This window comes from Terriglobus sp. 2YAB30_2 (genome assembly GCF_052114765.1).
Lineage (GTDB): Bacteria > Acidobacteriota > Terriglobia > Terriglobales > Acidobacteriaceae > Terriglobus.
This window is the reverse complement of the sequence record NZ_JBFRFJ010000002.1, coordinates 377609-396498: the sequence shown is the minus strand read 5'-3', so window position 1 is coordinate 396498 and position 18890 is coordinate 377609. Positions and strand designations below refer to the sequence as shown.

The 18890-nt window shown below is 56.1% G+C and carries 16 protein-coding genes; 10 read left to right on the top strand and 6 right to left on the bottom strand.

Annotated features, from left to right (window positions below; genetic code table 11):
* Positions 1-14: 14 nt before the first annotated feature.
* A complete protein-coding gene (locus AB4Y89_RS04350; RefSeq protein WP_442299668.1) occupies positions 15-275 on the bottom strand; it encodes a hypothetical protein in 261 nt (86 codons plus the stop codon).
* A gap of 177 nt (positions 276-452) precedes the next feature.
* Complete coding sequence (locus tag AB4Y89_RS04345; RefSeq protein ID WP_442299666.1) at positions 453-830, bottom strand: MGMT family protein; 378 nt, start codon at positions 828-830, stop codon at positions 453-455.
* A 160-nt stretch (positions 831-990) separates the two neighbouring features.
* On the opposite strand from AB4Y89_RS04345, the gene AB4Y89_RS04340 reads away from it, so the two are divergent.
* Positions 991-1581: an alpha-ketoglutarate-dependent dioxygenase AlkB gene (locus AB4Y89_RS04340; RefSeq protein ID WP_442299664.1), complete on the top strand. Its 591-nt coding sequence runs from the start codon at positions 991-993 to the stop codon at positions 1579-1581.
* Positions 1582-1592: 11 nt separating this feature from the next.
* Here AB4Y89_RS04340 and AB4Y89_RS04335 read toward each other — a convergent pair whose 3' ends face one another.
* The gene (locus AB4Y89_RS04335; RefSeq protein ID WP_442299663.1) at positions 1593-3083 is read right to left on the bottom strand and encodes an MFS transporter; all 1491 of its coding nucleotides are present in this window, start codon (positions 3081-3083) and stop codon (positions 1593-1595) included.
* Positions 3084-3546: 463 nt separating this feature from the next.
* Between AB4Y89_RS04335 and AB4Y89_RS04330 the strand changes: the two genes are divergently transcribed.
* From AB4Y89_RS04330 to AB4Y89_RS04320, 3 genes are all read left to right on the top strand, one after another.
* The gene (locus AB4Y89_RS04330; RefSeq protein ID WP_442299662.1) at positions 3547-4458 is read left to right on the top strand and encodes an ArdC family protein; all 912 of its coding nucleotides are present in this window, start codon (positions 3547-3549) and stop codon (positions 4456-4458) included.
* The gene (locus tag AB4Y89_RS04325) at positions 4455-4868 is read left to right on the top strand and encodes a DUF6908 domain-containing protein (protein ID WP_442299661.1); all 414 of its coding nucleotides are present in this window, start codon (positions 4455-4457) and stop codon (positions 4866-4868) included. The genes AB4Y89_RS04330 and AB4Y89_RS04325 overlap by 4 nt, the downstream gene beginning before the upstream one ends.
* An 82-nt stretch (positions 4869-4950) precedes the next feature.
* Positions 4951-6546, top strand: coding sequence for a ParB/RepB/Spo0J family partition protein (locus AB4Y89_RS04320; RefSeq protein WP_442299660.1), 1596 nt, complete (start codon positions 4951-4953; stop codon positions 6544-6546).
* A 236-nt stretch (positions 6547-6782) separates the two neighbouring features.
* Here AB4Y89_RS04320 and AB4Y89_RS04315 read toward each other — a convergent pair whose 3' ends face one another.
* Both AB4Y89_RS04315 and AB4Y89_RS04310 read right to left on the bottom strand, forming a co-directional pair.
* Positions 6783-8111: a transposase gene (locus AB4Y89_RS04315; protein WP_442299659.1), complete on the bottom strand. Its 1329-nt coding sequence runs from the start codon at positions 8109-8111 to the stop codon at positions 6783-6785.
* An 85-nt stretch (positions 8112-8196) separates the two neighbouring features.
* Positions 8197-9588, bottom strand: a complete 1392-nt coding sequence (locus AB4Y89_RS04310) for a cation:proton antiporter (protein ID WP_442299658.1) — start codon at positions 9586-9588, stop codon at positions 8197-8199.
* A 133-nt stretch (positions 9589-9721) separates the two neighbouring features.
* Here AB4Y89_RS04310 and AB4Y89_RS04305 point away from each other — a divergent pair, with 133 nt between their 5' ends.
* From AB4Y89_RS04305 to AB4Y89_RS04280, 6 genes are all read left to right on the top strand, one after another.
* Positions 9722-10195: a MarR family winged helix-turn-helix transcriptional regulator gene (locus AB4Y89_RS04305; protein ID WP_442299868.1), complete on the top strand. Its 474-nt coding sequence runs from the start codon at positions 9722-9724 to the stop codon at positions 10193-10195.
* Positions 10196-10204: 9 nt separating this feature from the next.
* On the top strand, positions 10205-10621 hold the full coding sequence (locus AB4Y89_RS04300) for a DUF1398 domain-containing protein (protein ID WP_442299657.1): 417 nt from the start codon (positions 10205-10207) through the stop codon (positions 10619-10621).
* Between the two features lie 57 nt (positions 10622-10678).
* Positions 10679-11164: a DUF6790 family protein gene (locus AB4Y89_RS04295; protein ID WP_442299656.1), complete on the top strand. Its 486-nt coding sequence runs from the start codon at positions 10679-10681 to the stop codon at positions 11162-11164.
* 188 nt (positions 11165-11352) lie between these two features.
* Positions 11353-12291: a DUF5677 domain-containing protein gene (locus AB4Y89_RS04290; protein WP_442299655.1), complete on the top strand. Its 939-nt coding sequence runs from the start codon at positions 11353-11355 to the stop codon at positions 12289-12291.
* Between the two features lie 434 nt (positions 12292-12725).
* Positions 12726-14741 carry an NACHT domain-containing protein gene (locus tag AB4Y89_RS04285; protein WP_442299654.1) on the top strand — a complete coding sequence of 672 codons (2016 nt, stop codon included), beginning with the start codon at positions 12726-12728 and terminating at the stop codon, positions 14739-14741.
* Between the two features lie 423 nt (positions 14742-15164).
* Entirely contained in the window at positions 15165-16448 is a 1284-nt protein-coding gene (locus tag AB4Y89_RS04280) for an MFS transporter (protein WP_442299653.1), read from the top strand.
* A gap of 541 nt (positions 16449-16989) precedes the next feature.
* Here the strand turns inward: AB4Y89_RS04280 and AB4Y89_RS04275 are convergent.
* Entirely contained in the window at positions 16990-18705 is a 1716-nt protein-coding gene (locus AB4Y89_RS04275; protein WP_442299652.1) for an FAD-dependent oxidoreductase, read from the bottom strand.
* Between the last annotated feature and the right edge of the window lie 185 nt (positions 18706-18890).

Genomic DNA, 18890 nt, shown 5'->3' with positions numbered 1-18890 from the left:
TGGCAACAAGGTATTCATGAGGCTTTGAGTTTCAGCTCGGCCGCGATGACATCCAGATTCTGTGCGTCGAGCGATGCGACGTGTTCGAGCGCAACATGGTAGTCGGCATAGAACGCTTTGAAGACATCCTCAGGTGTAGAATTGCGCACAATATTCACGACTTCGTTCGTTGCCAGGGTCCGGTGCGGCGTAATCTCTTTTCCGTCGGCTTCGAGCCAGATTTCCGATTGGCCGTGATTGATTTGCTTTGCTTGCAGAAGAGTCTTGGCAGCCATGCGTCAAGTTTACAAGCGGCTGTTTCGAACATGGCACGCCGGCTATGTTCCCGTCCGGCATCGGTCGCGACTTGCACGATGGTTTCCAGATCAACGGTCTTTGCCAGGAGCAAGCCCGGAATCAAACCCCTTTGACAATCGAACATTCGTTAGCTCTGGCCGTTGTGAGGTAGAAGCCTAGTCGGTCTCCCATGTTCGAAAAACCTGTTCATAGACTTCCATGTCGATACGCTTGCCCTTGAAGACCACGCCCTCTGCTTCCAAACGTCGGCGCTGTTCCAGTGCAGCGTCTCCACGGAGCTTGATCTCACCGCCGGAACCGACAACCCTCTGCCAGGGAATGCTTAGACCGATTTCTCCTCTAAGAAACTTCGCTACGGCGCGATGGTAGAGAGGATAGCCAGCTGCTGTAGCAACCTTGCCATAGGTCGAGACTCGCCCTTTTGGTATGGAACGGATCATCTTATAGAAAGCCTGGTCCCGCTCCTGGCTTGAGCTGAGCGCCGAACGATTGAGACGGCGCTTGAGTTCTCCCGGAAGACTTGCGTACCTCATACAAAAAGAATAACTGCCCGCGCTTGTAGAAGGCGTCCTCCCGTGTATCCAGGAGACATAAGCGACATGCAGACGGTGCAAGCGTGGGCAGACAAAAGCGCATGGGAGAAGGGCGCGATCCCCGCACATGGTTTGTGAATCCAATACTCAGGTAGCACTTATGGAACAGGCAAGGTTGTTCGGCGGATCGCAAAGCAGAGAGGGTCTCGAACCCGAAGGTTTTCGGTATGAGGAGAACTTCATTACCGATGAGGAAGAACGAGGTTTACTCGAAGCACTTGGCCTCCTTGATCTGAAGCCGTTCGAGTTTCATGGCCACATCGGGAATCGACGTGTAACCAGCTTTGGACTCAAATACAATTTCAGCCGCCGCGCGGTGGAAACGGCTTCAGACATCCCGCCATTCCTTGCCGACTTGCTTCCTCGTGTCGCGAGCTTCGCCCGGTATGAGCAGCACGCATTTCGACAGGTTGGCGTCAACGAGTACCGCGCCGGAGCGGGTATCGGTTGGCACAAAGATAAAGCGGAATTTGGTGTCATCGTTGGATTGTCCTTAGGAGGGCCTGCGACAATGCGGTTCCGCAAACCACGGGGTAAGACCTGGGAGCGGGTGTCTCATGAAGTGCAACCGCGTTCCATCTACATCCTGGCGGGAGAGGCCCGCACGGAGTGGGAGCACAGCATCCCGGAGGTAAGCGACCTTCGGTACTCGATTACCTTTCGAACGCTCGCAGACTCGCTCCGAAAGTAGGCTCACCGACTTCATTCGCCGGGACGGGCTTTGCTCTTGCCCGGGGTCACGACGAGCCAGCCGAAACACGATGCAAGCAACAGCGACCCCGACGCAACCCAGAGGACAGTTCGATACGCATGGACGAAGGACTGGGTGATGGCATGCATCGCGCGGTCATCCGGCACCTTCATCGCAGCAAGCTGCAGATGGTTCGCTTGAATTTCAGCCAGCATCTCAGGCGGCAGCGAGAGGGACGCAAGTCGATCGTGGAGGGCGTGCACAAAGACCGTCACCAGAAGCGCACCAAAGGCCGCAACCGCGAGGAGCGAAGCCAACCGGGATACTGCGTTATTGATGCCGGAGGCGACGCCCGCATTGGACTTGGGGACTGCGTTCATCACGGTCGTGGTCAGAGGAGCCACTGTGACCGTCATCCCCAAGGACATCACGAGCACCGCCGGCAGGAACGATCTCCAATAGTGACCTTCCTGCGGTGCCAGGGCGAACATCGCAAAGCCCACCGAGGTGAGCAGTGGCCCAACAGTCAACGGAAGGCGGGAGCCGAAGCGTTCTACGAGGCGTCCTGCCCACCGCGACAACAACAGCATGGTGACGATGAACGGAGAAAACGCCGCGCCCGCTTGCGTCGTGGAGTAGTGCTGAATCTGAATCAGATCCAACGGAGTGAAAAACAGCAGTGCGCCCAGTGGGGCGTAGACAAAGAACGTGAGCAAGTTGGCGCCGGTGAAGTTGCGTGATTGAAATAGGGCGAACGGAAGCATCGGCGCGGGTGTGTGCTCTTCCAGGTAGCCGAGGCTCGCAAGGGCAATCGCTCCGAGCACTGCAATCGCCCCCAACAGAAGATGGCTCGCGCCGGATGGCCACTCGATCAGTGCATAAGTGATGCTGCCCAGTCCCACCGTGGTCAGGAGGGCCCCCAGCCAGTCGAGGCTGCCCGTCGCATCCTCGTTCCGCGCTTCGGGGATTTTCACGCAAAGCGCCAATACCGCCAACGCAAACGGGATGTTGAGGAAAAAGACCCAGCGCCAACTGAAATGCTGGATCAACCATCCGCCCGCAACCGGCCCAAGCGCCGCGGTGACCGCCGAAAATCCCGACCAGGTGCCAATGGCACGCCCGCGTTCGCTCTCGGGGAAGGTTGCTGTGATGAGCGCGAGACTGCCGGGCACCAGCAGGGCCGCCCCAATTCCTTGGATCGCGCGTGCGCCGATGAGCCATGGAATGTTCACTGCCACACCGCAGGCAATGGACGAAATCGCGAAAAGAAGGATGCCGTAGACGTAAATCTTCTTTCGTCCATAGCGGTCTCCCATCGAACCGCCCACCAACAGCAGTGAAGCAAGCGTGAGCGCGTAAGCCTCCACAACCCATTGCACACCAGACATATTGGTCCGGAACGTTTGTTGCAGCGCTGGCAGCGCGAGATTCACGACCGTCCCATCGAGAAACGCCATGCTCGAACCGAGGATGGTTGCCAGCAGCACGAGCCGAGCGGTCACGGATCTGGGTGAACTGTTGTCAGACATAAGGAAAGTTCTCAACACAGCTATCGTGGCTTGTCTGCGTGCCGAAACGCAATCTTCTGCAGGAAAAACAATCCCTGCCTCTTACATGCAACCTCGTGATTCAGGGAGAAGCTACGCTCCTCGCCTGTCTCCAGCCGCGTTCCACGTCTTCCGCCACCCACCACAGCGGCCTGTTCCTGCCGCAACGCGACCCTGAAATCCTGCGTGCTTGATGCACGCAAATAAGGAAACCAAGCCTCGCTAGGGGCTCTGCCCCACGCGCTCTGCAAGGCCGTTCGCCCTCCGGGTTTTGGCTCCCCCGCAAGCGGTCCCCCCAAAAAGCTGCGCTCGAAGACCTTTCCGTTTGCTACCCCCGCCTTCGCCAGGTGGCGTTCGGCATGTACATGCCGCGTTTCAACGCGGACGTGCAAAGGCCAACCACCAAGGAGAAGACAGCATGAGCAGCAAAGCCAACACCCACGTCACCGCCATCGACAGCAAAAAGCCCCTCACCAAACAGGAACTCATCGCCGCCAACATCAAGCTCTTGATTGAACAGTTGGAAGCTGGCAAGTCAGACGCTCTTACCAACTACCTCACGGCGATGAGCCGCTTTCACAATTACAGCTTTGGCAATGTGCTGGAGATCGCCCGGCAGATGCCCACGGCTACCCGCGTTGCTGGTTTCTGGACGTGGAAGAACATGGGCCGCAGCGTCAATGCTGGCGCAAAAGGCATCCGCATCCTTGCTCCCATCGTCGGCGTTCGTCGCAAGAAGGACGAAGAGGCCGAGAAGGACATCACCAGACAGAACACTCGCTTCCTGCTTGGCTTCCGCAATGCCTATGTCTTCGATATCTCGCAGACCAACGGCGTTGATCTTCCTTCCATGCACGAAGTGAGCGGCGACCCAGGCGACAACATCGACCGTCTGGCCGCATTCCTCACGAGCAAAGGCATTCAGCTTGTCTACAACCCCAACATTGCGCCAGCCCTTGGCATGAGCTACGGCGGACGCATCGCCATCCTGCCCGGTCAGTCCAAGGCCGAAGAGTTTTCGACTCTCGTGCACGAGGCGGCGCACGAACTTCTACACAAGGCAGAACGCCGCACCGCCACCACCAAGACCATGCGGGAGCTTGAAGCCGAGGCCGTGGCCTTTGTTGTCGGTAAGGCCGTGGGACTCAAGAACGAAAGCGCCTCGGCTGATTACATCCACCTTTATCAAGGCAACGCCTCACTGTTGGCCGAGAGCTTGGAAGTTATCCAGCACACTGCCAACCTCATCCTGTCCGCGCTGGAACCGCCCGTTGCAGCCGAGGACAGCGAACCTTCCACCGCAGTACCGCCGGAAGAGGTGGCGGCATGAAAACCATCCTCGCCATCTTGCAGAAGGCCGGAGGTTGGCGACTCGGCCTCTATCTCAAAATCGAAAACGCGCCGTACACGGAGCTTGTCATTGAAGCGGTGGACGAGTCTGGCCCATGTGGTCTGCCCTCTATCTCCGTCGCTCACTACGGCGAACAGAACGGCGACCTCATGCGCGACCCGGAGATGTGCTTCGAGCTTGGCCTCGCCGGTGGCGCTCACCTCAATCCGTTCTGTTGGCGAAATGACTATGTAGCCATCGAGCAGTGGAGCCGCTTCATCCGCGACGGCAACTATTGTTTTCACCCGCAGCTACACGCACAGCACGAGAGTTTCGCGAAGACGTGGGACTACAACCTGCGACAGCAGGGCTTCGCGGACGTGTTCACGGACAAGTGCATCGTCGGCTAGTCCGCTCATCTTGGAGCGGAGCCAGTTCGACCCTACCGCTCTATGACCTCAGCCCTAACCCTACAAAAAGGAGCTTTTCATCATGCAGACCCAAACCATCACACCCAACGTAGTAGCGCAGGAAGTCCCACTCTCACTTCTCACGCCGTCGAGCACCAACCCACGCCAGCACTTCAATGAAGAAGACCTCAAAGAACTGTCGGAAACGATTCGTAAGTCCGGCGTCTATCAGGCTATCCTCGCCCGCCCCAGGGAGCACGGCTTGGAGATCGTCTTTGGCGAACGACGCTATCGCGCCTCGTTACTGGCCGGGAAAGAAACCATTCCTGCCCTTGTGCGCGAGATGAGCGACGCGGAGGTGTTGGAGGCGCAACTCGTTGAGAACTTGCAACGCCGCGATGTGCACCCAATGGAAGAAGCCGAGGGATACAAACGCCTCTTGTCTCTCGCAGAGCCGACCTACACCGTCGAGCAAATCGCCGCGAAGGTCGGCAAGACCCCTGCCTACATCACCACTCGCCTAAAACTCACCGACCTGTGCGATGAGGCAGCCGCCGCGTTCTACCAAGATCACATCGGCGTTGGTCATGCGCTCTTGCTGGCGAAGCTGCCACCAGAGCAACAGTCACCCGCGCTTCTCGCGTGCTTCAAAGAGGTCTACAACGGCGGCGACAAGCCCACCCGCGTTCTTCTGCCTGTCCGCAATCTTCAGTTCTGGATTGCAACCAACGTCTTGCTCATCCTCAAGGATGCGCCGTTCAATAAGCGCGATGCGCAGCTTGTTCCGACCGCTGGCAGTTGCGCCGACTGCCCCAAGCGCACAGGCCACAACAAGTTGCTCTTCGGGGATGATCTCGGCAAGCAGGGTGACCAGTGCACCGACCCAACTTGCTATCAGGCCAAAGTAGACGCACACGTCGCCAAGGCCATCGCCGCAAAACCGGAGCTGGTACAGATCAGCACCGCGTACGGTGTGCAGCAGGAAGGCAGCACCGTCCTGCCACGCAATAAGTACACCGCGATTCGAGACGAACGCCCTGCATCGAAGGACGAGGCGAAGCGTCCTGAATACAAGGAATGCAAGTACACCACGGAGGCCATCATCACCGAAGGCAGCGATGTCGGCACCATCCACAAGGTATGCGCCAACATGAACTGCCCGGTACATCATCCCAAGCAAACCAGCGGACGGGATGAGGCCAAGTGGAAGGCCGAGCAGGACAAGCAACGCCGTGAACAAGCTATCGCCAACGCAACCGGGCTGCGCGTCCTCTCAGCCATCGGTGCCGCCGTTCCGGTGCGGTTGCTCAAGCGTGACCTCCTTTTCGTGCTGGAAAAGTTGGTCAGCATCTTGGATGAGTCGCGCATCGAGATGCTGGCGCGACAGCATGGCATCCGCCAAAAGCGTGACGAAGGAGGCGCTGCAAAAACGCTGATAGCTTTCATGCGCCGCGCCGACGAAGGTACGTTGTCCCGGCTTATAGTCGAGGCCATCATCCTTCTCGCTGCGTCCCGTCACAACGGAACGAGTGTCCTCAAGGATGCCGCTGCGTTGTACAAGGTAGACACCGAGGCCATCGGTCAGAGGGTGAAGCAGGAGTTTGCTGCGAAGGCCAAGGCGAAGAAGGAAGTTGGGCCTGCCGCCAAACCGGCCCCTAAGGCCAAGAAAGCGGCCTAACGTCACAACTTTCGAGGGGCGGCGAACCTGCCGCCTCTATTTTTTGCTGCCTAAACTCGCGCAGGAAGACACCGCTTCGGTTTCTTCCTGCGACCATCATCCCGCTTCGGCTCCGGCCCTCGCTCGCCGGCTGCGCGGCAGGAAGACGTTCCGAGGTTGTTACCAAACTCGCCAAAGCTTTCGCGACAAGTGATTCCAGTGGAGCTGAGGTGGTCCCTGAACTCTGAGTTGGGCGCTCAGAGCTTCTGGATTGACCCGATCAGGGCATGAACCCCGGCAACCTGCACCATACGTTTGAGGTTATAGGCCATCGTTGCAAGTCCAATCTCAATCCGGGCACCCTTTAGGCCGCGTAAGAGCAGTCTCGGATGTCCGAAAATTCGATACTTCATCGTTGCGAAAGGGTGTTCTACAGTTGATCTTCGAAGTCTCATGGCCGCCGGAGTTGCACGCTCTTGCATGCGGAGCAACGTTTCTTCGTGCAAGTGGCGAGTGAAGGATCGTTGCGCTGCAAGAGTGCAGTTTGACTTCAAGGAACATGTCGAGCAATCGGCACTAGCAGCTCGATAGACGATATCAAGCTCCTTCGGCCGCGTCCGTTTTCTGCGAAGAGTTTTGCCAGCAGGACAAGTGTATGTGTCAGAGGCCGCCTGGTACTGAAAGTGTTCGCGGGAGTAGAAGAGTCCGCCGCTTCTTGTATGCACGTTACGTGCAGTTGGGATGTGTAGCTCAAACCCTTTCTGCTCGCATTCTGCGGCTTGCTTTCCATTGGAATAACCGGCATCAGCCGTCACATGGAAGCTCTCCAGATTCAAAGCCCTTGCTGCCGCCTCAACCATTGGTTGCAACTGGCGATTATCAGCGGCGTCCAATACTACAGAATGCGTCACGATGACAGCGTGCTCCGCATCGACAGCGGTTTGGACGTTATACGCAGGTGCGGTTGCACCCCTCATAAGCATGAAGTTTGCTTCCGGCTCAGGATGTTCCTTCAGCTTATCCAGCGCAGCCTGCACCCCTGAAGCGTCAACTTCTCCATGGTGCTCACTGTCCGCTTTCTCCATGCCGTCAAGGTATCGCTGCAACTGAAATCGCTCGCGGGCACTGTCAATGCTCGCCACTGCCCGGAACTTGCTTCCATCGATCGCTATCCATTCTCCACGAATAAGACCACAACCTTTCGCCAATCGTACAAGTTCCGCCCCAGCAGACGTGACGCTCTCCTGATGCATGCGCCGAAACTCGGCAATCGACTTGTAATCTGGGTAGAGTCGCTCTAAGAGCCACATGAGTTCCACATTGCGTCGGCATTCAGCTTCTAAACGCCTGGAGGAACGCAGTTGGTTCAGATACCCATAAATATAAAGCTTCAAGAGTGCGCGAGGATCGTATCCGGGCCGTCCGGTCGCAGCGGGCTGTGCCCGCTCGAAACCCAGTTGAGCCATGTCGAGCTTCTCGACAAATGCGTCGATTACTCGGCAGACATGGTTTGCCGGGACTAGGTCGTCCAAGACAACAGGAAAGAGTGTGGACTGTTTGCGTCCTTCACCTTGTATATAGGCCATAAGCGACGATGTCCTCGCGATTACGAGGACATCGTCTCATCCTTACCTGTTTAAAAGATCGGACGTCTTGAGTAGATCGTGATGTTCAGCACGAGACATTGCCTAAGCGTCCGTGCATCCGCCGGAGGAGAGGCGAGATCGTCAAGCCCTGCACCAAAATAGAGAACACTACCGTGATGTAAGTCGCGGCCAACAGCAAGTTGCGTTCTCCAGCAGGTTCCTGCGGAAGCGAGAGGGCAAGAGCAACTGCCAGCGCCCCTCGAAGCCCTCCCCAAGTCAATATCGTCACATTGCCAGTCACTCTCTGACGACAAACCGCGAGTGTGCGTACTACCGCGGTTACGCTGGCGAAACGTGCAATGAGCACTACGGGAATTGCGATCAATCCTGCCGTTAGCAGAGAAAAGCTGAGAGGAAGTATGAGTAGCTGTAGGCCCAACAAGAGAAAGAGCACGACATTCATAATGTCGTCGATCAATTCCCAAAACTTCTCAAGGTGATCTCGGGTGGTCGGAGACATCGCGAAGCGCCGTGCAGTCCCGCTGACCATAAGCCCAGCGGCAACAGCTTCAAGAGGAGCCGAAAGATGAAGGTTGTCGGCTAGGACGTAACCTCCCATCGCCAGAGCAAGCGTAAGCATGACTTCAACCCGATAGCTATCGACCATCCGGATAAGGCGGTATGTGAGATATCCGAGTGCCATTCCCAGCGCGATACCTCCGCCTGCCTCTCCGAGCAACAGGGCTCCAAACGTCGCAGGGGAAGGCAAACTGCCGTGCCCCGATCCCTTAGCGGAAGCCCCTAGAAGCGCGACGAAAATCACGGCACCAACTCCGTCGTTGAACAACGACTCACCCGCAAGCTGGATCTTCAGTTCTGGCGAAGCACCCACGCGCTGCAGCATATCCAGCACCGCAATTGGATCGGTGGGCGAAATCAATGCCCCAAACAGAAGTGCTTCCGTCCAACTGATCGGGATGCTTGCGAGGTGCAAACTCGTTTTGAATAGGAATCCGACGATGACCGTCGAAATCGCGGTGGCGAAAATAGCCAAACTGAGTACAGATACGCGTTCACGTCCGAGCTGCTTGAGATCAAGTTGCAGCGCTCCAGCGAATAGAAGGAATGCCAGCATGCCGTGGAGGACCGCCTGATTGAAGTCGATTCCGGATACCAGCAGATGAGCGCTCGCCTGAAGTGCTGGGACAGTGTGCCCGCCCACAATGAGAGCGCAGGCCGCAGCCAAAGACAGGACCATCGTCCCGATACTTGTTGGCAAGCGAAGTACCCGATAACTGAGGAAGCTGAAGAGAGCACCGAGTGTGACAAGTGCGCTAAGCAGCGCGAATGAAGGCATCATGTCGGCTATCACTAGGATAGACGATTGCGGAGCGGCACACCGACAGGCCTCCGGGCGGCTCTTCAGTTGGGAAAGTTGTTCTCTCGACTTGCGGATCGGATTGGTGACAAGTTTCATAACAGCCTCGTTCCCGCTCCTGCACTTTTCCCCTTTGCTGCCTGCGGCGTTCCAACTTCCCACAAGGGCGTTGTTAGGAGATCGAGGCGGGCCGTCTTGACAGATAGTTTCCACGGATACTATAGTGATTTCCATGGAAACAATATCGCGGGTGAATTCGCGCCTATCCCAGCTTGAGAGCCACCTGGGCTACTGGCTCAGACGCGTCTCCAATGCAGTATCAGGATCGTTCGCCCGCGCCCTTCAGGAGAAACAGACTTCCGTCGCGGAATGGGTACTACTGCGTGAACTTTACGAACGCGGACAAGCTTCTCCAAGCGAGTTAGCCGATAGCTTGGGGTTAACTCGTGGCGCAGTTTCCAAAATCGTAGACAAACTCGATACGAAGGGCTGGCTCGAAACGGAGACTAAGGAGGGTGACAGCCGGTTCCGTTTGCTGTCCCTTACCTCGGCAGGACAGCGGAGCCTTCCCGTTCTTGCAGAGATTGCCGACCAAAACGATGCAGACTACTTCGATTGTCTGACTGCAAGAGAGAAGAGCATTCTGCGGGAACTGCTTATCAAACTTGCAAAGCACAACCACATCTACGATGTCCCAACCGAATAGGAGAAGCTGATGAGCAAAGCAATCGAAAACCTAATAGAAGCCACGAAATTCGCACTGGCAAACCGTCCCCGTGTGGGTGGCTTCCCATACCTGGCCGAAGTTCTTCGAAAGGCAGGCGTGACCCGCAATGTCTGGTCGCTACCATCCTGCCAGAGCCTCTACTTAACCGGGGAAGGACCAGTCGTCATGCAGGGCTCACCTTTGGTCAACGGCGCTGTCGATGTCCCTACGTTCGACGAACAGGCCATAATCAAGGCGCTACGCGTGGATCAGGCTGGTGAAAGTACATTTCCGCAGTTTCTGGATGCGACCTGGCTGGCTGGAGTCGTGCGCTATGAAGTAGACCTTGAAGCACGCACAGTGGCCTATCAGGGTTGCAATGGCGAGCAATACATTGAAGCCTATCCTGCGGTTAATACCATATAGATCGGAAGGGAGTGCCGGTCGCGCCATCCGGTAGCTATTAGGTTCTCAGGAGGCTATATGTTTCAAGTTATATTTACTTTGATTGCGGTTGTGGGCGCATCTGTTCATCTTGCATGCTCAGCGGAACGCCGGAGCAGCGGGACAGTAATTGCCGAAACATACCTACGGTATCTTCTCTTCTTCTATGTTGGGCTCATGGGAGTGCTCACAGCATATGCACATGTCTTCCGTCCCGTTGAGACGTCGGCGTCCATAGGATGGTCAACGAGCCCTTATGAATACGAAGTCGGGATGGCAGACCTTACCGTTGGCGTTTTGGGCGTGTTGTGTCTGAGATTCCGCGATAGTTTCTGGTTGGCGACAGCAATTGCAAACGCAGTCTGGTTGCTGGGTGACGCTGTAGGTCACATACGGCAGATGACACTTAACAACAATCATGCCGCTAACAACTCAGGTATTTTCTTGGTCACCGAAATTATCACGCCGCTTGTAGTCCTCGCTTTAGCTCTTTATTGCCATCGTCGGAAGGGCAGAGTTACCTGAAAGGCAGTTGGCGAGAACAATACCTCGGTCGCATTTGGTATTCAGAAGCCGACTTACCGTCAATCAACCACCCACCAAAATGGCGATCGAAGAGTTTCGTAACAGCCTCGTTCCCCCCTCCTGCACCTGTCCCGATGCTGTCTGCGACGCTGTCGCTATGATGGATGAGCACCGATAAGGCTTCCGTCATGAAGAAGAAAATCAGCCCTCCAGCAGATCAAGTTCGTGCCCTCCTAGAGAGCTTACGGCCAGAGGTCGCGACGAAGGGTACTTGCAGACCAACTCGCGAGGGCCTGTTCAAGGCCGTTCTCAAAGCATCGTTCGCACGCATTCACGAGTACGCCGAGTTTGTCCACGCTGACACGTCGGACGTTGGGCCCGGTAGCTTCTTCGGGTCAGCCCCGCTACGGCAATGTTGCGAGGATTTGATCGCCCTAAAATACCTGGCGATGCTCAAGCGCAAAGACCGAGACAAGGTGATTCAGGCCCTAATGGTCATCAGCACGGGTAAAGCTTCCGAAAAGCAAGGGGAGTTTTTCAAACGTAATCATCCTTACCAGCCGGTGCTAACCACCACATTCGAGCCGCCTGCCATCGACAAGGCAAAAGGCGTCCTCAATGAGGTCGGTAGTAGAACGGGCATGTGGAGGACGGAGAACAAACTGCCTCCGATTGAACAGATGGCCAAAAAGGTCATGCTATCTGAGCTCTACGAATATCTCTATGCCGCCACGTCCGAGATCGTTCACTTCAACGTGCGAATTGCCCTTCGTAGTGGCTGGGGCACCGGTAAGAACGAATTCAGTTTCTCGCCATCGAACTTCGCGAAATTCTACGGTCAGTTTAGTCGTGTGTACGCCGCTTACATCTGGATTAATTTCTGTCGGGTCTTTCGTTCCGCTCTTCGGTTGTCTTCGGAGTTCATGTACGCCGTCGATGCGGTGGAATTGGCGATCGAAGGCGTCAATCGGTGGCCGGAGCTCGTGACGTACGAGGAAATGAACTTACCCCAGAACGACAACATCATTTTGAGGGCACTTTTGGCGGTGCAGCAGGGCGAGCGCGTCGAAAAGCTGCGAAAAAAACACGCCCGGCGTAAAACACGAATGCAAAGTGCGAGCTCGTAGGTGGTTCTCGATATCATTTCCAGATGGAGACTCCCGGACAACACTCGATCCAAGGCGATGTTAGCGAGATCATTCATCCAGAGCTTGAGAGGTTCGCCAACAGCTTCGCAACCGAAGCCGTTCTTCATTCTCGCTTGGACACGTTGTTTTCCAAGATTCCGAATGTTTCTGGGGTAAAGGTCTTGCAAGGCACCCAGGAGTACGGCAAAGATCTTGTGTTCTATGAGAAAGGAACGTGCGGCGAAAGACGACTTGTCGCCTGTGTCGTTAAGAACGATAAGATCTCCGGTTCTATTGGAGCGCAGTCCGGGGCCACGAGAGTCCTGTTGCAGGTTCGCCAAGCTCTCAGGAACCCCTACACTGGAACGAACGGGGAATCTGAGTTCGTCACTCATGTGTACGTAATGAGTCCTTGGCCATGCTCGCAGGAAGCAATGAACTCGATCAAAGGAGAACTTGAAAGCGCCAAAGGCCAGGTGGCCTTCGTTTGTGGTCGCGATCTATTCGATCTTTTTCGTCAGCATTGGACCTCCTATATCTATTTCGAGTCCAACCTGCTCTCGCTGTATTTAAGTTCTCTGGCTCATCTCGATGAGAACTCAGCTTTCTCCAACCTGATGACCCGCGGCGGCTTCACCATCGACGGCATCAGCTCTCTGAGTCGGGTTTACATTCCTCAAAACTTCCGCGAAACCATCCCACGCTTCACACTCGCTAGTCCTTTTCCAGGGTGGAGAGGGCTCGATATCCCCAGTTCGCAAGGCGATCTTCGCCTGACAAAACGTCTGTTTGAGGATTCAAAGACACTGATCCAAAGTGCACGACTCTGGTCGCGGAGACCTGAAGACCAGCTTGCAGAGCTAAGCGCATCGATTGATCAGTTGTCCGACGCCGTCTCACACGTGTGGAAACAGCACTATCAAGCTGCAGTCGATCGCGCTCGCGACGCCGAAGAACTCTCGCCGAGCGAGCGAAAGTTCGTGGCCACCTCACTGGTTGATCGCTCGCACGACAGAGTCGTAAACAAGATCGAAACCGCCTTTCGCGAACTTGCGGAGGAGTTTCAGAGGATGGCAGAAGAACTTTCGAGAGTCGTTCCCTCGTCTGACGCCAACCAGCTCCGTTCCGAGCCCTATCTGATCTTCAGCAGGCTGAAGCTCGCGAGCATCGAATACCCGTGGGTCGTTCACATGGACCCTAACGACCATACGATCTCGTTCGATCAAAATCTGCTTGATAAGTACAAGGGGCCCCTCCTCATCGCGGGCGCAGCGGGTTACGGCAAGACCTCGTTTTGTCGCATGGCGACATTGAGGGATTCCACGCGCTTCGCTGAGAAGAGCCAACACACGCTTCCGGTTTACGTGCAACTTTATCGATTGAACACGCAGGAGCTTCAGGCACAACAAGATCCCGTCGAGGCCTTCATCGATTCAACGGAACTTCGCCGCTACGTGTACGAAAAGCTAACTTCTGGCGAAGACATATCACTCCGCTTTTACCTCGATGGATTAGACGAGGTGACAGACGTGGCGGCCAGGACCAACATCATGCGGCTTGCTCGCATTGCAGCGATCGACCGGAACTTCCAGATCGTGGTGACGTCCCGTGAGCATGTGGTTGGGTCGAATCTCGATTGGCTCCCTCGGCTTTCACTCGCACCCTTCGACGACGTCCAAATGGCTACCTTGGCGCACAAGTGGTTGGACAAGGCGGAATGCGCTCGTTTTCTCTCGGAGCTTGATACCGCTGGAGAGCTTAAGCGGATTATTCGTGTCCCACTTCTCGCGAATCTCACCTTGGCTATTTTCAAGGAGATCGGCGCCCTACCCGAGAGCACAACCCGGCTCTATGAGATGTTTGTCCAGTTGCTTTGCGGTGGATGGGATTCAGCGAAGAACATCCGCCGTGACTCAGAGTTCGGAGCTGGACCAAAGAGAACGGTTATAACCCGCGTAGCCTGGATGGCGCACAACTCTCGCTTGCGGGACTTCACCGAAGCAGATTTCAAGAGCGCCGTTGGGCAGACGTTGAGCGGCTTGACTGCACGTGCTTCCGTGCTGCTACGGGAATGCATTCATGATGGCATTCTTATTCGAGGGGGAGATCGTTTCGCGTTCGCCCATTTGTCGTTTCAAGAATTCTTGGTCGCAAATCACTTGAATGACCCGCGGGGCTATCGCCAGCGCCAAGCGCTCAGGGAATATCTTGAAGGAGACTCATGGTGGACCGAAGTCATGCGATTCTTCATCGCTGGGGCAGAAGATCCAAACGAAACAGCAAAATGGATCGTTGATGTCACCGAACACATCTCAGGACGAGGGCAATCACACCCCACGGAGATCAAGAGTCGGGCCGATGAGCTCATCGATGGGCTTGAAGCGCACCACAAAGGTTTCCGACCGGAGAAGAGAACGAAGAAATCTCTACAGCGGCTTAAGCCCCGCTGACATAGAGCTCAGACCGAGACGATCTGTGGCCAGTTCTCATTCGTCATCCATGGCGTTGCGGATGATGCAACCTATGTGTCGCTTCCGCGGTAGAACGGGCCTCAGGCGCGCTGTCTGAAGCGCGCATCCGGACAGAATTGTTCCGACGGTGTAGCGCCTCGTTACCCCGTTCCTGCACCTTTCCCCCTTCACTGCCTGCGGTGGTCTGCAAGAACAAATGTCGCGTCTCCCCACCGTATCGATAGCTTCTCGTGGCAGAAATGGAAGCTTTTATGTCACTTGTGGTTGATTCAGAAACTCGATAATCGTATCTCCCGTAGACACGATCGACTAAGTGGCAAGGGCACCAGGCTCGCAGATCGTTGCGTCGCAACATCCATCCGACCAGAGTCGCGGGTGTGGGTATATGGAGGTTGTGGACGCGTGGAGAGAGATAACCACTTCTATGGCTGGCACATTGTTACAGCCGCATTCGTTGTGGCGGTGTTTGGCTGGGGGCTAGGGTTCTATGGTCCGCCGGTTTATTTGGAAGTGGTACGCCAAACCCGCGGGTGGCCTGTCGCGCTCATCTCCGGTGCCGTCACCCTGCATTTTGTGGTCGGGCTCCTAATCATCCCTGGACTTCCGTCTTTGCATCGGCGCTTTGGACTACCAGCCGTCACCTTTATCGCCGCACTTTGTATGGCATCCGGCGTTCTAGGATGGGCTCTCGCGAGGACGCTGCTACAGCTTTACGTAGCGGCGCTACTCACAGGCGCAGGATGGTCAGCCCTTGGAGCCGTCGCTATCACCGACATCGTTGCGCCTTGGTTCGTTACCAAGCGTCCTTTGGCCCTGGGGGTGGCTTTCAACGGCGGAAGCGTCGGCGGAGTCATCTTCTCGCCGCTTTGGGTCATTCTGATTCACAGGATCGGTTTCATTCCTTCAGCACTAACCGTTGGAACGATCATGGTCATTGTCCTAGGTGCCCTGGCAGTATTCGTCCTAGGACGGACCCCGCTGAGCTTGGGGCAACATCCGGACGGTGAGCCCGAGGAAACTGCGTCTGGATTGATCAATCCAGTTCCCGCGACCGGCCCCATTGCGGTTCGAGAGTCTCTGTCGCGGGACCGCGCCTTTCTAACGTTGTGCAGCGGCATGACGTTGGCTCTGTTTGCGCAAACGGGCGTCGTTGCTCATCTTGTCTCGGTGCTCGTACCGGCCCTCGGCACCCAAGGCGCAGGCTGGGCAGCGGGCCTTTCCGGTCTCGCAGCTGTCATCGGGCGACTTCTCGTTGGCTGGCGTGCCGCGGGCACTTCTGACTGGCGCGTGATTGCTTCTGTCAGCCTCGCGTTCCAGGTTGCAGGTTGTGCGGTCTTAGCTCTCACCGGAGGGTCTCACATCGCGCTCATGGTCTCGGGCGTTGTACTGTTTGGTTTCGGCGTCGGGAATGCGATCTCGGTGCCACCTGTCATTGCCAACCTTGAGTTTTCTCCGAAGGATACAGCCCGCGTGGTTGCGTTGATCGTAGCCATCTCTCAGGGAGCGTATGCGGTGGCTCCCGCACTCTTCGGCGTACTGCGACAAGTTGGCCCGACTTCGATCATCTTCTTCGCCGCTGCCGCGATTCAGGTGATAGCAATCGTGGCATATCTCGCCGGACGGGATAGAACGAAAGCGCTAGTCGGCGAGCCGCTTACCGAGAACGAGTCCTTAGCGATTCACTGAAGCGGACGGGCTCCGACGGGAATCCTTGGAACCACATCACTATCGAGTCGCACAACAGCAGAGATCGCTGTTCGGCGCATGGCAAGCTGGCAGAATATGCGCCTTTATTGACATTTCTTGCGGTGCTGCCGACGCATCCACTAGGTGGCGGTTGAGTGACTCGACCGGGAGGCAATGATGACATCTTCTGCTAATAGTTTGGACATAGTTCGTGACAGTTCCCAGGATGCAATTCGAGCGGGTTTCGATGAACTTGAAAAGTATCTGCACGCGGCGCCAGCGGGTTCCGCAGTCTTAACTCCAGGGCAAGCCCCGCCTTCACATTCCAGCACTGCAGACGACCCTGCGCGCGTTGGGCTTGATGAATTGGAGAGGACCGTGCAAGCGGCTCGGCACAATCTGCACAGCGCCGCTTGAGGAGAGCCTTACGATCTAGCGACAACGTCAGATGACACCCTAGTCAGTCAGACGTTGTCGCAAGCAGCGCAACTCGGGAAGACCGGCTGAGGGGAATGAATCGATCCAATGCCGCTCTCAGTTTTCAAGGTTGGTCTCGAGAAGTTGAGAGGTAACGGTGGACATCCGAGATGACCACCGACCCTTCTCCTACAGCGGAGGCAATTCGCTTAACCGAGTTCGCACGTACGTCTCCAATTGCGAAAATGCCGGGGGCACTAGTTGCATATGGACCGCTTGTCGATCCATCGGCGACGTTTGTCATCACAAAACCCTTGGTGTCCAGCATGACCGTGCCGTACAGCCAGCCTGTGTTCGGTTCAGCGCCGATCATGACGAAAACGACTCCGGCCTCGCGAGCGATGTCCTCGCCGGTTAGGCTATTGCGCCAAATGACCCGACTCAAAGATGGCTCTCCTTCAAGCCCCACGATTTCGGAATTCGGATAAAGCGTGATGTGTCGAGACTTCTCAATCCGCGAGATCAGATACTGGGACATTGTGCTGGCGAGGGAGGCTCCCCGCACGATGTGGTGCACATGCTTGGCAATGCCGGAGAGGAACAGCGAAGCCTGTCCTGCGGAGTTTCCGCCGCCTACAACGATCACCTCTCGGTCTTTGCAAAACACGCCTTCCATAGGCGTCGCGGCATAATACAAGCCGCGATTCTCATAGGTCCTATAGTTCTTGACCTCAAGCGTACGATACTGCGCACCGGTCGCCACGACGACGGATCGCGTGCGAATCGTGTGACCGCCGGCCAAAGTCAACTTGTGAATGCCATCTGTGGGGTCGATGGTTATCACCTCGCGTGCGATTGCGAAGTCTACCCCGAATTTGAGAGCTTGCATCTGAGCGCGGGTCGCAAGCTGCTGCCCGCTAATTCCTGTCGGGAACCCCAAGTAATTTTCGATCTTCGAGCTTGTTCCAGCTTGACCTCCTGGAGCGACAGCCTCAATGACTACCGTCGAAAGCCCTTCGGATGCTGCGTAAACGGCGGCAGCCAGTCCTCCAGGCCCCGCGCCGACTACCGCGACATCGAAAACGATCGAGGCATCAGGGATTTCCGTGATGCCTAATTCGTCCGCCAAGGCGGGGATTGCGGGGCGTTCCAAGCGCCGACCGTCGGGCAAGAGAACAATCGGATAGGACCTCGCAGCATCGCTCGCGTCGAGATCGTCCGGTGTCAGTTCGGTTACGTGATGGGGATAGGTATTGCGAAGAAAGAATCGCCGAAGAAGGATCATTTGAGGGTCGTCAGGAAATCCTTTCAACGTGACCCCACTCACGGCCGCCTCAACGATCCGTAGCCGACGCCAGACGGAAGCCTGAACAAGAAGGTTGGCGATATCTCCTTCGGCACGCATCAACTCCCTCAACTTGTTTCGCGGAATACGCAATAGTCGACTCCGCGCGATCGTCCGGGCCTCGACAACGGCGCCTTGGGAATTGAAGAGGTTGAGTTCTCCACTGAAATTCAATTCACGGATCTGGTTATAGACCCTGCTTCCGCCCTGAGCGTCGGGCAGGATGATGTCTATACCGCCTTCCAGCACGATGAACAGATCGATATTCCGATCGCCATGACTGTATAGACAAATGTCGGCATCTACATCTTCTTCTTCCCCATAAGATCGAAGTCGCTCAAGCATGTCCTCCGATAGTTTCGGGAAAGCGAGATCCGGGCGAAACCGTGTGCCGACTGAATTGAGAAACACAGTCTCCTGCGTTTCATCATGGCCGCTGAAAATATCCGCATCGCTCATCAAATCAGAATAGCCGTCTTCGTCGGCAGACTGCATGGCTCAGTAGCTATGCCAATCGCTTGCTAAAGACACCACGTACGCGAGATTCGTGATCTTTAGCAGCAGCAATGGTTCGCGAACACGCGACTGGCAAACTCTTCATTTATGCGATAGTGTGGCCGAATTGTGTGAGGTCGCAGTCGAACCAGAGGCTATCGAGCTAACAAGTCGGTTGAAAACGT

Bases quoted from the DNA above. Each gene is read 5' to 3' on its own strand.
- AB4Y89_RS04300 (WP_442299657.1), top strand. From the start codon at position 10,205: ATGAGCAAAGCAATCGAAAACCTAATAGAAGCCACGAAATTCGCACTG.
- AB4Y89_RS04320 (WP_442299660.1), top strand. From the start codon at position 4,951: ATGCAGACCCAAACCATCACACCCAACGTAGTAGCGCAGGAAGTCCCA.
- AB4Y89_RS04275 (WP_442299652.1), bottom strand. From the start codon at position 18,705: ATGCAGTCTGCCGACGAAGACGGCTATTCTGATTTGATGAGCGATGCG.
- AB4Y89_RS04340 (WP_442299664.1), top strand. From the start codon at position 991: ATGGAACAGGCAAGGTTGTTCGGCGGATCGCAAAGCAGAGAGGGTCTC.
- AB4Y89_RS04295 (WP_442299656.1), top strand. From the start codon at position 10,679: ATGTTTCAAGTTATATTTACTTTGATTGCGGTTGTGGGCGCATCTGTT.
- AB4Y89_RS04330 (WP_442299662.1), top strand. From the start codon at position 3,547: ATGAGCAGCAAAGCCAACACCCACGTCACCGCCATCGACAGCAAAAAG.
- AB4Y89_RS04325 (WP_442299661.1), top strand. From the start codon at position 4,455: ATGAAAACCATCCTCGCCATCTTGCAGAAGGCCGGAGGTTGGCGACTC.
- AB4Y89_RS04315 (WP_442299659.1), bottom strand. From the start codon at position 8,111: ATGGCCTATATACAAGGTGAAGGACGCAAACAGTCCACACTCTTTCCT.
- AB4Y89_RS04285 (WP_442299654.1), top strand. From the start codon at position 12,726: ATGAACTCGATCAAAGGAGAACTTGAAAGCGCCAAAGGCCAGGTGGCC.
- AB4Y89_RS04310 (WP_442299658.1), bottom strand. From the start codon at position 9,588: ATGAAACTTGTCACCAATCCGATCCGCAAGTCGAGAGAACAACTTTCC.
- AB4Y89_RS04345 (WP_442299666.1), bottom strand. From the start codon at position 830: ATGAGGTACGCAAGTCTTCCGGGAGAACTCAAGCGCCGTCTCAATCGT.
- AB4Y89_RS04305 (WP_442299868.1), top strand. From the start codon at position 9,722: ATGGAAACAATATCGCGGGTGAATTCGCGCCTATCCCAGCTTGAGAGC.
- AB4Y89_RS04290 (WP_442299655.1), top strand. From the start codon at position 11,353: ATGAAGAAGAAAATCAGCCCTCCAGCAGATCAAGTTCGTGCCCTCCTA.
- AB4Y89_RS04350 (WP_442299668.1), bottom strand. From the start codon at position 275: ATGGCTGCCAAGACTCTTCTGCAAGCAAAGCAAATCAATCACGGCCAA.